The sequence below is a fragment of the Algoriphagus terrigena DSM 22685 genome (genome assembly GCF_000429445.1).
GTDB lineage: Bacteria > Bacteroidota > Bacteroidia > Cytophagales > Cyclobacteriaceae > Algoriphagus > Algoriphagus terrigena.
The window spans coordinates 84,404-100,407 of the sequence record NZ_AUBW01000021.1 but is presented as its reverse complement, the minus strand read 5'-3'; the positions used below and the strand labels follow the sequence as shown (position 1 = coordinate 100,407).

General features: G+C 48.0%; 9 protein-coding genes. 6 read left to right on the top strand and 3 right to left on the bottom strand.

All coding sequences use genetic code 11. The features are described 5' to 3' along the window. Positions 1-199: 199 nt before the first annotated feature. From pnuC to G459_RS0118560, 3 genes are all read left to right on the top strand, one after another. Positions 200-826 (top strand): nicotinamide riboside transporter PnuC, encoded by a 627-nt coding sequence (gene pnuC / locus G459_RS0118570; RefSeq protein WP_026968989.1) that lies wholly within the window; start codon positions 200-202, stop codon positions 824-826. Further along, positions 804-1,877: an acyl-CoA dehydrogenase family protein gene (locus G459_RS0118565; protein WP_026968988.1), complete on the top strand. Its 1,074-nt coding sequence runs from the start codon at positions 804-806 to the stop codon at positions 1,875-1,877. Before pnuC ends, G459_RS0118565 begins: the two co-directional genes overlap by 23 nt. Positions 1,878-2,088: 211 nt before the next feature. Then, positions 2,089-3,144: a PA0069 family radical SAM protein gene (locus G459_RS0118560; protein ID WP_026968987.1), complete on the top strand. Its 1,056-nt coding sequence runs from the start codon at positions 2,089-2,091 to the stop codon at positions 3,142-3,144. 107 nt (positions 3,145-3,251) lie between these two features. On the opposite strand, the gene eutB is transcribed toward G459_RS0118560, so the two are convergent. Then, positions 3,252-5,597 carry an ethanolamine ammonia-lyase subunit EutB gene (gene eutB / locus G459_RS27905; RefSeq protein ID WP_084454573.1) on the bottom strand — a complete coding sequence of 782 codons (2,346 nt, stop codon included), beginning with the start codon at positions 5,595-5,597 and terminating at the stop codon, positions 3,252-3,254. Between the two features lie 404 nt (positions 5,598-6,001). Here eutB and G459_RS0118550 point away from each other — a divergent pair, with 404 nt between their 5' ends. After that, positions 6,002-7,312, top strand: a complete 1,311-nt coding sequence (locus G459_RS0118550) for a prolyl oligopeptidase family serine peptidase (protein ID WP_026968986.1) — start codon at positions 6,002-6,004, stop codon at positions 7,310-7,312. A 500-nt stretch (positions 7,313-7,812) separates the two neighbouring features. Then, entirely contained in the window at positions 7,813-10,104 is a 2,292-nt protein-coding gene (katG, locus tag G459_RS0118545) for a catalase/peroxidase HPI (RefSeq protein ID WP_026968985.1), read from the top strand. Between the two features lie 241 nt (positions 10,105-10,345). Here the strand turns inward: katG and G459_RS0118540 are convergent, their stop codons facing one another. Both G459_RS0118540 and G459_RS0118535 read right to left on the bottom strand, forming a co-directional pair. Next, positions 10,346-11,227, bottom strand: a complete 882-nt coding sequence (locus tag G459_RS0118540; RefSeq protein WP_026968984.1) for a pirin family protein — start codon at positions 11,225-11,227, stop codon at positions 10,346-10,348. Between the two features lie 84 nt (positions 11,228-11,311). Continuing rightward, positions 11,312-14,635 carry a ligand-binding sensor domain-containing protein gene (locus G459_RS0118535; protein WP_026968983.1) on the bottom strand — a complete coding sequence of 1,108 codons (3,324 nt, stop codon included), beginning with the start codon at positions 14,633-14,635 and terminating at the stop codon, positions 11,312-11,314. Between the two features lie 743 nt (positions 14,636-15,378). On the opposite strand from G459_RS0118535, the gene G459_RS0118530 reads away from it, so the two are divergent. Beyond that, positions 15,379-15,945 carry a hypothetical protein gene (locus G459_RS0118530; RefSeq protein ID WP_157373378.1) on the top strand — a complete coding sequence of 189 codons (567 nt, stop codon included), beginning with the start codon at positions 15,379-15,381 and terminating at the stop codon, positions 15,943-15,945. Positions 15,946-16,004 lie beyond the last annotated feature (59 nt).

Genomic DNA, 16,004 nt, shown 5'->3' with positions numbered 1-16,004 from the left:
GCGAATAAATCGGATTTCATTTCCGATATCGTAGCGTTTTAACTTATCTTCAAGCCATCAATTAAGGGGTGCCCTAACATGACGGGCTGAGATCATACCCATCGGCAAGCGATTGCCGAGCACCTGATCCGGGTAATGCCGGCGTAGGGATCGATAATCTACTTCTCCCTTATTTGAATAATGACTAAAAATTATTCAAATGGATTTCACATTCGACTCTGGTTTGCTTCTCGAGCAAATCCAAAACACCGGCATCCTGGAATGGACCGCGGTCGCTTTCGGGGTTTCCGAAGTTCTTCTGGCTAAGAAAAACAGCATCTGGCTCTATCCGACGGGGATCATCGGGATTCTATGCGGCTCGATCTTGCTGCTGGATTCCAAGCTGTACGCGGAGACCTTGCTCCATGGCTACTACCTCGTGATGAGCATCTATGGCTGGGCCAATTGGAAAAACCGCAGCCAGTCAGGAGCCTCGCAGATCAGCAAGAGCGACGGGAGGGATTTGGCTATCACGGTTGGGATCGCCGTCATCGGCTGGGGGTTTCTGTACTTCATGCTCACGACTTTTACCGACTCCGATGTGCCCGTGATTGACGCATTTGTGTCTTCTACAGCCTGGGCAGGGATGTGGCTTTTGGCCAAGCGCAAACTGGAAAACTGGATTTGGCTGAATATTTCCAACTTGGTTGCGATCCCTTTGCTGTATTCCAAGCAGCTGTACATGTTCTCATTTTTAACCCTTTTCCTTTTTGTAGTCGCCATCTTCGGCTATCTGGATTGGAGAAAAGAACTCAACAAAAGACATGAAGCACTCCAAACTGTTTAATTCCGAGCACGCGGCAGCGTCTGAAAAACTGGGACAGCTTTCCCAGGAATGGCTGGAGATGATCTATCAGGAAAAGTGGTTTAAACTTTTTGTCCCCCAAGAATTGGACGGCTTGGGCTTGAACTTGGTGGTTGCACTTCGTATCGAGGAAAAATTGGCCCAACTCGACGGAAGTTTGGGTTGGACCGTGACGCTTTGCGCGGGCGCTGGCTGGTTTGTGGGTTTTATGGAAAGGGAGCTTGCCAAGGAAGTGTTTGCCAATCCAAAAGTCTGTTTGGCCGGAAGTGGATTTGTGGGTGGAAAGGCGGATCTCGTTGGCGAAAATTACCTGATCTCGGGAAGCTGGACCTATGCCTCGGGCGCTTTGCATGCCAGCCATTTCACAGCAAACTGTGAGATGCTGGAGGGCGGCAAGCCTCTTCTGGACAAAAAAGGAAATCCTGTCGTCAAAGCTTTTATACTCAAGAAAGACGAAGTCCAAGTCCTGGATGGCTGGAACTACATGGGGATGATTGCGACGGGAAGTCATGCTTTCAAGGTGGAAAACTGCCCGGTGCCGCGTAATCGGGTTTTTGAGATCCATCCGGAGAAAGTCACACTGGGTAATCCCGTTTTTCGCTACCCCTTTTTGCAGTTTGCTGAGGCGACGCTCGCGGTGAATCTTCTGGGGATCAGCTACCACCTGATCAACCTGATTGAGCAGGCTTTTTGGAGGAGACACGAATACCGGAAGTACGACAAAAGGCATCAGAAGCATTTTCAAAAGCTTATTAAAAAACAGCGAAAGAAGCTGGAGAAGCTCAAAAAGGCGTTTTACAACTTGGTTCAGGAGTCGTGCGACGAGCTGGATGCAAAAGGGAAAATCGCCAATTCTCTGCTAAAAATGGTCAGCCGGATAAGCAGGAAGTTAACCCAAAATTGCCGGGAGGCCAATGGGAAGCTGTATCCTTTTGCCGGTCTGGAAGCTGCCAAAACCCACACTGAACTCAACCGTGTCTGGCGGGATTTCAACACGGTCAGCCAGCATGCTTTGCTGATCTTTCCTTTTTGAAAATTGTCCGCTAGAGAGGTTTTCGAAGAGGACGTTGGGATTTGGGAAAAGGCAGGCTTCCCGAAACTTTATCCACAGATCAACAGGGTATCTTAACATACTTGCTTCTAACCATCCTTGCTAATCACTTTCCGACATTCTCAGTCAGTCCCTTCCGATTCTCAGATCAACTCCCTATACTAAGGGCAACAGGTTTGACATTTTGAGTGACATGGAAGCGGAATATTTCAAAGGGAGAGGAGCACAGATTCAGTCGGGAAACCGGTTTTTGCAAAACCGCGTGGTGACGGATCATATTGAGGGTTTGGACGAGGAACTGCTGCTTCCTCCAAAGACTGAAATTCGGATCGAACGCTCCAAGACGATCGTCAATCCGGTCAAAAGCCCGGATTTGGGGCTGAGCTTTTCGCTGAATCCCTATCAGGGTTGCGAGCATGGATGCATCTATTGCTACGCTCGAAACTCCCACGAATACTATGGCTATACGGCGGGGTTGGACTTCGAAACCAAGCTCATGGTCAAGCCCGACGCTCCGAAACTACTCGAAAAGCAGCTTCTTCACCCCAGCTGGAAGGTTGCTCCGATCTCGGTCTCCGGCAATACCGACTGCTATCAGCCCTTGGAAAAGGAGATGGGAATCACGCGGGAATTGCTGAAGGTTTTTGCCCGGTATCGGCATCCTGTGGGTATGATTACCAAAAACAGCCTGATCCTCCGCGATCTGGATTTGCTTCAGGATCTGGCTAAGGATAGCTTGGTGCAGGTGTATATATCCATCACCACGCTGGATGAAAGCCTGAGAAGAAAGATGGAGCCTCGGACTGCAAGTGCGGAAAAGCGCCTGAAGACCATCGAGGCCTTGGCCAAAGCGGGAGTGCCGGTAGCAGTGATGAATGCGCCGATCATTCCAGGGCTGAACAATCAGGAAACTCCGGCGATTCTCAAAGCCGCTGCCGACCACGGAGCGCTCAGTGCAGGCATGACGGTGGTCCGGCTCAACGGTAAGTTGGAGGAGATTTTCAGGGACTGGTTGGAGAAAAATTTCCCGGACCGCAGTCAGAAAGTGATGAACCAGATCGCAGAGCTGCATGGCGGCAAGGTCAATGACAACGAGTTTGGACGAAGAATGAAAGGCAGCGGTGTGCTGGCCGAAAGCATTCAGACGTTGTTTCGATTTGCCAAGAAGACCCATTTTGCAGGCAGAGCCATGCCTGCTTTTGACCTCGGTAAATTCCGTCGTGGAGGCAACTTTAGCTTGGAGTTTTAGGGCTAACCCCCACAGATTCTCACAGAAAAGGGCGCAGATCATGGATTTTTAGCGGTAGGATCCGAAGGTTTTTCCAAGGGATGCCGAGATTTGCAAGCAAAACCTTGCTACGCGACGGATGATGCTTCGAGCCCCTTTTTCTGGAATAAGCCGTCAAAGATCTCTGCGACTTCCTCCGCGGCAAGTGTCGGTCGGAGCGAGGTGTCAGAGATTCCAGACACCACACGCGTGATGTCGTGGTCGACCTTCCCCTGGGTGCTCCACAGCCCAACCGGAGCCGCGGTGATGTAGGCAGAAAAGGCGTGATGGCCTGAGCCGGGCCGCTCGCCAATGATGTGGATGATGCCTTTTTTCTGTTCGGAATTCGGAAGATTTCCAAAAAGCGCTTCCCCAGTGGCATATCCCGCTCTCACCCGACCGTGGGTAAACACCGCGTTTTGCGGGCTGATGTGATAGCCCCTGGACTTGAGCTGAGCGGTCAGATTTTCCAGAAAAGGAAAGAGATGATTATCGTCTGTCAAAGCCAAAGCATTGAGACCGTCAGAGATGACGATTTGAAGGTCTGGAGCTTCACTTCCCCATCCGGTCCGCATCGCGGTCAACTGATCAGAAGTCTGTTTGCTGAGTTTTTCGCCGGTTTCCGGATGATAGACGTAGTCCTTGCGGTCCTTGCTTTGGGTGATCAGCGGAATGGCAGCAGGAATAGCTTGGACGAATGAACTCGGCATCTCAGCCCAAAGGCTGACCTTGGCGTCCTCGTAGAGTTCATGGATCTTTTTGTCGAGTTCGGGATTCAGATCCCAGACGTTTTCTCCAAAACCCTGCGCGATCGGGACGCCCCGTTCCTCAATTTCGGCGATGGTTTTTCTTCCTTCGGCCAAAATCTCCTCCTTGGTTCTCAGATCTTTTTTGGCGAGTTGGTATTGGTAATATACCCAAGTCGGATCGCCAAAATGCTCGGTGGGACGGTTGTCGGCGCCGATGACTTCGATCTTTTTGAAAAAGTCCCACATCGCGTCGTTGATCTTGTAGCCAAACTGTTCGCGGATCTTGACGTGGTTGTAAAAACCGGTCGTCAGATAGCTCAGCATCGGGTCGTTTTTGGTAGGCAAAGCCATCAGATAAGCGGGATTCGCCGGCATGATCTGGGCAATGCACCAGTCCAGATCATCCAGGGAGACATCCATGTGGAGCGTCGAGCACACATCCAGACCGATGGTCAATCCGTGCAGTTTGCCCATCACTGTGTCTTCCAGACAGCATCTGACGAGTTGTTCTTTGCTTTTGAAGACTTCCGGCCCGATGAATCCAGCTACATCATTTACATGCACCCAAGGCGTCTCTTCGGGACTTTTTCCTTCGGAAAGCTTCGCCTGCAAGGCCCGTACGAAGCCGTACTTTCTTGCTTCATGCACCACCATGTCGAAGCCTTCGCCATGTCCGTTGGTGAAGTCTGCGCCTTGGCCGGTTTCGGCATAGAGCCCAAATTGCCCGGTTCGGCTCTCCATGTGCGCCAGCATCTTGTCGATCGACACGTCAAAGGTTTGATTGGCATTGACTGTACCGGCGATGCTCTGAAACCAGATTCCAGAGGTTCCGGGATAGATTTTTTCCGCCTCGGCCTGGACATCGATGTGGGAGAGCACGCAGTTGGAGATGGTCTTTTCCAAGCCAAAAGTGGTGAGCACCTCAAAGAGTGCTTTCTCGATTTCTGCGACCGATCGAGGATCGCTGGAGACTGGATTTGTTCCCAAGACCAGATCACCTACTGCATAGCTCCACGCGTCAAAAACCTGCCAGACGATGTCGGTAGGATTATCTGTGGGGGAGTTGGGCTGCACTCTGGCGCTCATGTAGCCTTTGCTGCCGATCTGCGTGCCGGGGATGGGATTGAACACTTTCTGTCCCACTTGGATCAGTTCGTCGTTGTCCATCAACTTGACGACACAGGCGATCACGTCGCTGGACAGAGCGGGCATGATGGCTTTGATCTCAGCTTCGGTTTTGGTAAGTAGAAATACCTTCAATTCACCGAGAGTCCAGCTGTCAAGCTTGCTGTTTGTTGCTGTATTTTTTGCGATCAACTCGTAGAGCTCGTCGGTAAAAAGGCTGTTTGTCTTGAGGTCTCCGATGGTGGTATTTGCCAAAAGACTTCGGGCGTTTTGGCGGGAAGTCTCGGACTCCGCGGCGATCCCAAGGGTCAGGTCACCTTCCTTAAACTCGTTGGCAGCACCGATGATCTGGCGATAAAGCGTTTGGTCGTATTCTCCTGCGGTCCTTCGGATGTAGGCAAAAACGTCCTCTGTATCCAGAGGAGTGTCGATGATAGGGGCGGCACCTTCGATGCCCTTCTGCCGAAGCGAATTGAAATCGCAGGCGTTGAAAAGTAGAGCGGACGTGCCCAAGAGTCCCATTTGTGCCAAAAATTCTTTTCGACTGATTGTTTGAAGCATGTTGATTTAGAAGCTTGATGTTTCTGAAATCTTGGGTTTACTGACTTGTCTTGATTTAGGTCAAGTTAGCCAAAAGTTGCTGGAATTTTAATCCGAACAGCGTGTAAAAGCTGCCCGATTTTTAAATATTGAGAACTGTTTGCTGACTTCAGGGTGAAAGTGAAACGGCTTTCTCAGGAAAATGGGCTATTCGAACCGGTCGTTTCGATCGGATTTTTCGGCATAGTCCGGTTTGAGAGAAATAGGCAGATCGGGTAAAATTTTCTCTGTATCTGAGCCGGATTCTTAACTTTTTATCCCCGAAGAGATAAAGATTAAATCACGGCCATTCAAATAAAAAAAATGCAAAAATTGCCTTGATTGGCTACCTTTTATCATTGACTCTCAACCCAAAATTTAGACCTATGAAAAAACTAAAACTTTTATTGATCCTGCCTCTATTGGCCTGGACTTTTTTCCTGGATGCCAAAGCTCTGACAGTAGGTACTGAAACGGAAAGCGTGGCTCCGTTCGCCGGTGAATACAAACTGGTGGTGGAGGGATTTGACTGGGGGCCTGCGGTGAACAAGGTAGTTCTGAGTTTAGGCGAAACTGTAACTTCTGCCGATGCTTCGGATTTTTCAATCACAGCCACCCGCAAATCAGACAAAGGTGAAATTCCCGCTGCAAATGCCTCGGGTGCCCGATCTGTCGTGTACTCCTATGTTTCGGATGCAAATGGAGCTCGGGTAGAAAGTGGCGATCATGTTACGCTTGTCCTTGCTGTAAGCCCGAATCAGGCAATTGGCTCTCCGATTCAGTATTTTCCACGTTTGGGAAATGTCTGGATCGACTATAAGCTTCAAGTCACCAATACCAAAACCGGCAAAGTTTGGGACACCGAATCCGGCCGAATCATGCCCTTGGTCGATAAGTTTGACCTGACCGGGAAATACAAATACAACGACAATTTGACCATGGCTTACGCTTCCTATTCTCCGGATGGCTTACAGGAAAAAGCTCCGTTGATCATTTGGCTTCATGGCGGCGGCGAGGGCGGAACTGATCCGACAATTCCTCTACTGGGAAACAGAGCTGCCAACTATGCCTCAGACGAAATCCAGATGCTGTTTGGCGAAGGAGCATTCGTGCTTGTACCGCAAGCACCTACTTTCTGGATGCAAGGGCCTGATGGCATGACCAGAGGGCAGACCAATGACATTTACAATGAAGGATTGATGGCATTGATCAAAGATTACGTGGCGTCCAATCCCAAGATCGATGCGTCACGCATTTACGTGGGAGGGTGTTCAAACGGCGGGTATATGTCTTTGAAGCTGATCTTGGAGCATCCGGATTATTTTGCCGCAGGCTATATCAGTGCCTTGGCTTATAGCAATGAGTTTGTCAGCGATGCTCAGATTCAAAAGATCAAGAATGTGCCAATGTGGTTTGTCCATTCCAAAGATGACAATACCACCAAATCAGAGGAAACGGTGGTGCCGCTATATGAAAGACTAAAAAAGGCAGGAGCAAAAGATGTGATTTTCAGCTATTACGATCACGTCACGGACATCACCGGATTTTACGGTGGGAAAGACTATCGCTACCCCGGCCATTGGTCGTGGATATATTCCCATGCCAATGTGGCCCGGACAGACTTTGATGGTTCGCCGGTCTTGCTAGACGGAAGACCTGTCAGTATCATGGAATGGATGGCTGCGCAAAAGAAATAGCTGGCTTGAGTTCCGCACGTTGTGTCGTGTTTTCAGTTTTCCGGCATCAAGCCGGATTCCCAAGATAAATTTCTCACTGCTGAAGTTCATTTAAAGTGGTTCAACGACAAGAGTCATAGTTTTTATCAATCGAAAAAATATTCATATAACAATTCATTTTGGTACTTTCGTAGGCATCAGTGAGAAAATTATTCAATAGAGATATGGGCGATAGTAACACGCTCGGCTCTGACATGGAGAGCGACATCAACAAGTACCCTTTTCGTTTGTCGGAAAATACCGCCAAGCAAGGGTGACTACATTCGAATTCCCACTGATTTTTAAAAGAAGATAAATGATATAAAAGGCCTGCCGGAAAATGCACGCCAGGTGATAGGAAATAGCTATCAATTCATAAAAACAATCAATTTGACTTATCGGCAACAGATAAGTTGATTTGGGTTCAGTTTTAAAAGTATTTACCTTAAATGACCATTTTAAACTAACAGACAATGTCAGAAATGAAAGATCACAACTCTGGTGGGCCAGGTGCAGGAAAATGCCCTTTTGGCTATTCTGATACACCTGCCGAACAGAAACAAGCTGCCGGTAGTGGTACCAGAAATAGAGATTGGTGGCCCAATCAATTAAAAGTCAGCATTCTGAGACAAAACTCTTCGCTGTCTGATCCAATGGGCAAAGACTTCAACTATGCAGAGGAATTCAAGAGTCTGGATTTGGAAGCTGTGAAAGAAGATCTCCGTCACGTGATGACTGATTCTCAGGATTGGTGGCCGGCGGATTTTGGACATTATGGGGGCTTATTTATCAGGATGGCGTGGCACAGTGCCGGCACTTATAGAATACACGATGGCCGCGGCGGCGCGGGAGCTGGAATGCAGCGTTTTGCGCCGTTGAACAGCTGGCCGGATAACGTCAGCTTGGACAAAGCCCGAAGACTGCTTTGGCCAGTCAAGCAGAAATATGGTAAAAAAATCTCTTGGGCAGATTTGATGATCCTAACCGGAAACGTCGCATTGGAAACCATGGGATTCCAGACTTTTGGCTTTGCCGGAGGACGCGAGGATGTGTGGGAGCCAGATGAGTCGGTGTATTGGGGATCGGAAAAAAATTGGCTTGGAAGTGATCTGCGCTATGAGCACGGTTCTCCCGGTGTTGCCGATGATCGCGGCGTTTTGGTCTCAGATGACGATGCCGATGGTAAAACCCACTCCAGAAACCTGGAAGAACCACTCGCAGCTGCTCACATGGGGCTGATCTACGTCAACCCGGAAGGTCCCGACGGAAATCCTGATCCAGTAGCCTCTGCTAAAGACATCCGTGACACGTTTGGTAGGATGGCCATGAATGACGAGGAAACTGTGGCTCTCATAGCGGGAGGACACAGCTTTGGAAAGACACACGGCGCGGCGACTTCTGAGCATGTAGGTCCTGAGCCAGAAGGCGCTTCTCTCGAATCCCAAGGTTTTGGCTGGGCAAATAGCTATGGTTCAGGAGCGGGAAAAGATGCCGTGACTTCCGGTTTGGAAGTGATCTGGACCAAAACCCCCACTCAGTGGAGCAACAACTTCTTCGAAAACCTTTTTGCCTTCGACTGGGAGTTGACCAAAAGTCCGGGAGGAGCTCATCAATGGGTAGCGAAAAATGCCGATGCTTTTATTCCGGATGCTTTTGACAGCTCCAAAAAGCATCGACCAATGATGCTGACGACGGATTTGTCATTGAAACTTGATCCCGGATTTGAAAAGATCTCCAGACGCTTTCTGGAGAATCCCGATGAATTTGCTGACGCTTTTGCAAGAGCTTGGTTCAAGCTGACTCACCGCGATATGGGTCCCAAATCCAGATACTTAGGACCTGAAGTCCCGGCTGAAGATCTAATCTGGCAAGACCCGATTCCTGCGGTTACCCATCCCTTGATTGAAGGGGAACAAATAGAAGCCCTTAAAGCAAAAATCCTTGATTCAGGATTGAGTATCTCTGAATTGGTCAGCACTGCTTGGGCGTCCGCCTCTACTTTCCGCGGATCTGACAAGCGTGGTGGTGCCAATGGCGCCAGAGTTCGTCTAGCACCACAAAAAGACTGGGAGGTAAACAATCCTGCTCAATTGTCTAAGGTGCTAAGTGCGTTGGAGAAAATCCAAAATGACTTTAACTCAAGTAATGAAGCCAAGCAGGTTTCATTGGCTGACTTGATCGTTTTGGCTGGTTCTGCTGCGGTGGAGAAAGCTGCAAAAAATGCTGGATTCGACATCCAAGTTCCCTTCACGCCAGGTCGTGCCGATGCCTCACAGGAGCAAACCGATGTGGAATCATTTGCAGTACTCGAGCCTCTGGCTGATGGCTTCAGAAACTACTCCAAAAAGCTGTTTAGAGTTTCTCAGGAAGAAATGCTGATCGACAAGGCCCAATTGCTGACCTTGACTGCTCCCGAGCTGACCGTCTTAGTAGGCGGGATGCGAGTCTTGGACACCAACTTTGATCATTCCAAACATGGTGTCTTCACCGATCGACCAGGTGCACTGACCAATGATTTCTTCTTGAATCTATTGGATATGCGCACTGCCTGGAAAGCGACTACGGATACTCAAAATCTCTTCGTAGGAAGCGACAGGGTTACCGGCGAACCAAAATGGACGGCTTCCCGAGTGGATTTGGTGTTTGGCTCCAACTCAGAACTCCGCGCTATCGCGGAAGTGTATGGCTGTGCTGATTCCAAAGAGAAGTTTGTCAAGGACTTCGTCGCTGCATGGACTAAGGTGATGAATCTGGATCGATTCGATCTGGCTTAATTGCGAGAGTTTTATATACTAAAAAGGCGGCTCTGAAAAGGGCCGCCTTTTAATTTTTAGCCGGAAAGCTTAAAAGTTTTTCACCACAGAGTTTCAAAGAGAATTTTCAAAATAGGTTGGTTGGACTTAGTTAGAACTTTGAAAGATCTTCCCCTTACAATCCCTTTTTGAGAGCTAGGAGAGTAAAAGCTGAAGCTTTTCTTGGGGAACTGGAGGATAGTTGATGTGACTTGCCGCGATCCTATTTTTTGAGTGTGGGGTAGGGGACAAACTCCACCTCGTCTCCGGGGATTTTGTCAAATAGCTGGGCATCCCATTTTTCTTTGGCTTCGTCGATCAGTTCCTTGCTGGAGGAGACGAAGTTCCAGTCGATAATCCGCTCCTCTGGAAATGCATCGCCTCCAAAGATATAAACAGTGCTGTTGGCTTCGATGGTAAACTCACAAAGCTTACTGTCTTTGGCAACCAGAATTTGCTTTGGGCCAAAGGTGTTTCCTTCACTTTCGATTCCTCCCTCGAGGATGTAGAGGCCGCTTTCTCCAAAGAGATGTTCGCCGATGTTCAGGACTTGCTTTTCCTCACTTTTGATCTCCAGCATGTACAGGTTACTGTAAACCGGCACGGCAGAGCGGCGTCCAAATGCCTCTCCAGCCACCAATTTGAAGTCGACTCCGTTCTCACTCCATGTTGGGAGCTTGTCAGCCTCGACATGAAAAAACTCCGGATCCATCTGCTCCAGATCCTTCGGCAGCGCCACCCAAATCTGTAGCCCATGCATCAATTTGTCTTCGTGTCGTAGATAATCTGGCGTCCGCTCTGAGTGGACGATGCCCTTGCCGGCGGTCATCCAGTTGACCGCGCCAGGCTTGATCTCCACTTCGTTTCCCAGCGTGTCGCGGTGCATGATGCTTCCCTCAAAGAGAAATGTAAGCGTCGAAAGCCCAATGTGTGGATGAGGCCGGATGTCCATTTGTTCGCGCTCGTTGAGCTTGACAGGTCCCATGTGATCGATGTAGATAAATGGGCCAATCATGCGCTTCTGGCGAAAAGGTAAAAGTCTTCCGACGAGAAACTTGCCGATATCTGCGGCGCGCTCTTCGATGATGAGGTTGATGTTGGACATGTCAGATGGGCATTTCGTGGAACCTAAAAATGCGGTTTTTCATCGGGAATTTCCCCTCCGAGACAAAAAAAGAGAAGCTAAAAACTACACCGCGACCTCAGCTGACTCATACTTGCTCAGTGAAAAGTTGAAAGTGCTTCCTTTTCCAAGGGTGCTTTGAGCCCAGATTTTTCCTTCGTGTTTTTGTACAATTTCCTGACATAGGACCAGTCCCAAGCCAGTTCCCACCTCGCCCATGGTGCCAGGCGCCTGAGTGTTCGACTCTGAAAAAAGCTTGCTGAGCACAGCTTCTCTCATGCCGGTGCCATAATCTCGTACCGAGGTAATTACATCTCCTGACTTTTCGCTCACCGAGATCTCTATCCTGGAGTTTTCATCGGAAAACTTGATAGCGTTAGATATCAGATTTCTCAATACCGTCAGGATCATATTCCGGTCAGCATGGATAAATATCTCCTCTGAACACGACTTTTTTAGTGTGATTTTCTTATAGTCAGCCTGGGATGATACCATATCTACCGCAGCTTTCACTATCTGGCTCATCTGGATCATTTGGGGTTTCACTTCAAAAATCGTGGTTTCCTTAATCGCCCATTGCAGCAGGTTTTCCAGAAGATTATGGGTGTTTCGGGAGACATTCAGGAGATATTGGATGTTCTCCAGATGCTCCGAATTGTCCGTGTTTTTAAACTCGTCTTCCAAAAGCTCCATGTATCCTATGATTGAGAAAAAGGGATTTCTCAAATCATGTCCTATGATGCACAGGAGTTTGTCCTTGTCATCGATGTGTTTTTTCAGATCAGCATTTGCATGCTGCAGCATAGTAGTCCGCTCTTTGACCTTGTTTTCAAGTTGCTTGTTTCGCTGATTCATGGCACGGACCTGCAGTTTGTAGACAATGATCAAAAGGCTGACCACAACAAACGATACGAGCGTAATAAACCAAGCTGTCTTCCAGAACGGTGGTGATATGACCAGCACCAAGGATGTTCCTGTTTCGTTCCATACTCCATCGCTGTTGGACGCCTTGACCCGGAACACATAGGTGCCGGGGTTCAGATTGGTGTAAGTGGCATTTCGCTGCGTACCTACATAATTCCAGTCCTCGTCAAATCCTTCCAAGAAATACGCATACTGATTTTGCTCCGGATTGCTGTAATTCAATCCGATAAAATCAAAGGAGAACACATTCTCTCTGTGGGAAAGTCTTAGTGTGTCGGTTGCCGAAATGTGCTTTTGTAGAGGAGTGCCAGGTGATTTGAAATCCACAGATTTGTTGAACAGCTTTAAGTCTGTCAGGTACACTTGCGGCGCGTGCAGATTGGAGGTAAGATGGGCGGGATCAAACAGATTAAACCCATTCAGGCCGCCAAAAAGCAATTCCCCTTTTCTGGTTTTTAGGACCGAATATCTGGAGAATTCATTCCCCTGGAGACCGTCGGCTTTACCAAAGTTCTTGAAGGTTTGACCGACGGGATCAAACTTTGATATACCCCTAATCGAGCCGATCCACAGGAATCCAAGATCGTCCTCGACGATGGAGGTAATCTCATTCACTGGCAGCCCATCCTCCTGATCGTAGGTGATAAAGTTATCTTCTTCAGGCATATATCTTGAAAGGCCCTTGTCTGTAGCGATCCAGATGTTCTGATTTCGGTCTTCGAAGATTTGCCGGATGGAATTGCTCGGAATGCTGTTGGGGTTCGATTCTGAAAGCTGATAAACTTTGAATTTGCCTTCCACCTTATCTTCTGCACGGATCACATTCACGCCCGCGTGTGTTCCTATCCAAAGATTTTTGCGGCTGTCCTCAAAAATCCGGAGCGTGAGATTTGAAGAGATGCCGTCAGATTCATTTTTGTCACTTTTAAATAGACGAAGCTCGTTTCTTCTCTTGTCATAGCGGTACAAGCCTTCATCGAACGCCGCTATCCAGACATAATCTTCGTCAAAATGGACGTCGAAAACATTTCGGATGGGATAGGTGTCGTCTTTGATCCATTCCTGGAAACTGATGAAGGTACCTTTGTGCTCATCGGCCAAGATATTAAGCCCGCCGTTCCAAGTGCCCACCCAGAGTTTTCCCTCCGAATCTTCATTGAGGCTGATCACCGCATCCGAGCGCAGTGACCGTGGGTCGCCCGGGTTGTTTCTGTAGCTTTTAAAAGTACCCTTTTCGCGGTTAAAGTAATTCAGCCCTCCGCCGTCAGTGGCTACCCATATATTTCCGTTTTTTGCTTCCAAAAAATCCCTGACAATGTCATTATTCAGACTCTCCGGGTTCGTTGGGTTATTAAAATAGTGGGAGAATTTCGAGGCATAGGGATCCGCAAGATCTATCCCCGATTGCGCTGTGCCCACCCAGTACCTGCTCTGGTTATCCTGAAAGATATTCCAAACTGAGTTCAACGTCAGGCTGGTCGGGTTCTTTGGATCATGCAGATACCGGTAGAAAGCATCCATTTCTTTGTCGTACAGATGCAATCCACCGTTCTCATTGCAAGTCCAGAGGTTGCCTGTTGGGTCTACATAAAGCTTGTAGATGGCGTTGTTGTACAAGCTGTGCTCGTCAGCAGGGTCGTGCGCATACCGCACAAAGCTGACCTTGCCCTGTTGTGTTGTCATCCTGTTGAGACCATTGCTTCGGGTGCCCGCCCATAGGTTTCCGTCCCTGTCCACAGCTACGGTTTTCACATGGTTTGAGCTGATGGATTGGGAGTCGGTAGGGTCGTGTTGGAAATATTCTGTTTTTGACGTGGCGGTATTCAGCTTGACCAGCCCGTGCTGAAATGTGGCCAGCCAAAGTATATCTCCGTCTCCATAGGCCATCCCATTGATGACGATATTCGCATCCAATCCATAGGAGAGGAACTCCTGTCTGTCACGGTCAAGATAGAACAAGCCGGAACCGACGCTCGAAACCCACAGGGTGCCCCTTGAGTCTTCGAGAATCGTATTCACCAGATTACTTTCGCCCACTGGTTGCTTAAAATCAGTAGGAAGCCTAAATCTGGTAAAATCGTCCGTGTCTCTGTTGTATAGTGCTACTCCATTGCCGGTTCCGATCCATAGTTGATCATGACTGTCTTCATAAAAGGCCCCAATGTAATTATTGTTGATGCTGCTGGAGTCAGCACTGTTGGTATACGGACGGAATTTCAACCCGTCGTATTTGTGAAGACCGCTGTAGGTTCCTACCCAGATGAACCCCAACTTGTCCTGGTAAACCCCGGAAACCCGGTTGTTGAGCAGTCCTTCGAATATCCTTTGAAATTTCAGATCAGGCTTTTTTTCTATTCTTTGCCCTAGGACGACCGACCCAGGCAAAGTCAACACTGCCGCTAGAGCGAAAACCAGGATATACAGCTTTTTTATTTTTGAAAAGGGCAGATTACTGAAAACCTTCATTTTCGGTTTGGGTTGACGGTCAATTGGGTGTTTAGGATTTCAGGTGGAAGATGAACGCAATTTTCGCTGCTATTTCCACCGGATTTTCAAAAATATAGAAAAGGAATCAGGCTGCCTAAAGGATTAACTAAGTGTAAAGTAGATTGTATTGACGTCCGTTTTTGTTAGTTTTTCTTTGAATAGTTCAATAGGGAATTTTGCTATAGTAGGACCGAATCTGCATTTCACCCGAGACTCACTAAAAGAACGCGGCGAAATGCATTTTTGCATATACGTCTGAAAATCAAGTTCAGACTTCGGTCGCTTACCGGGAAATAGCATAAATGAGATGTTTTGACCTTTTTATTGAATTCTTGAGTGTTCCGTAAATGCGAGCTCGGTCGAAAGATTTTTTAAAGCGGCTAATATTTGTAAATGAGATGCTTATCCCTTGAAGCGGGTGGGGTCAAATCGATGCAGAGGATAGAGGTTTAACGGACAGGCTTAGCCTCGTATCGCTTACAGCTAAATCCGTTTGCCTGTCTTTAGAAGTAAGTACGGGCATCGCATCCATGGCGATGGTGACCCCAGTTTTTTGTGTCTTGATATAGACACGGGGAAATCTGCGCCGGATTCCACCCTGCTGTAATCTGCTCAGTATCGGGTAGACGGCAGGTTAATTTTCGGTGATTTTAATACTGAATCGAAAATCAGGTTCGTTTTGAAGAGAGTCTAAAGGCGCCAAAAAAGCCAAAAAGCATACAATGATCAACAAATTACGTAGTTTTTTTACCGGGTACAGAGTCAGTCAAGTAAGTCTGAACGGCTTGGAAATCAAAACCTATTACCGAGGGAGAACGCCCTCTTCCGACCCCTTGGCTAACCTAAGAGATTTGAAATTGAAGCTTCCTCAGATTCCCCCTGCAACGGAATTGTCGATGGATTTCAGCAAGTGTTGGGATGAAAAAATCAAATGCCTGGATGGACTGTCTCCATCTTTTACTGCAAAATTTCAAGTCGGAGATAGCACTTATTCGATAGCAAGATTTGTCACCAAGCAAGATAAATCTCCTGTGAGCCAATACGCGTTCAGTGAAAATGAGACAGTGTTTGCTGTTTTCTCGAGAATCTATGACCACGGTGATTTTTTTAAGGAAATTGAAAATGACCTGTTGGTAAAGCATAAGATTAATAGCGTTGGAACAGAGGATAATGGCTATTTCATCACTGATAGACAATATTCCGTTCTGTTTGATGTTTTTGGACATTCTCAGTCCTTTTTTTGGAATGACCAGAAGGCTCTTGAAAGATGCCTAGCTGGTATCGAGTAATAACAAAATAGCCCTGAATTCTGCAGAATTCAGGGCTATTTTTCAGATCTCATATTTCG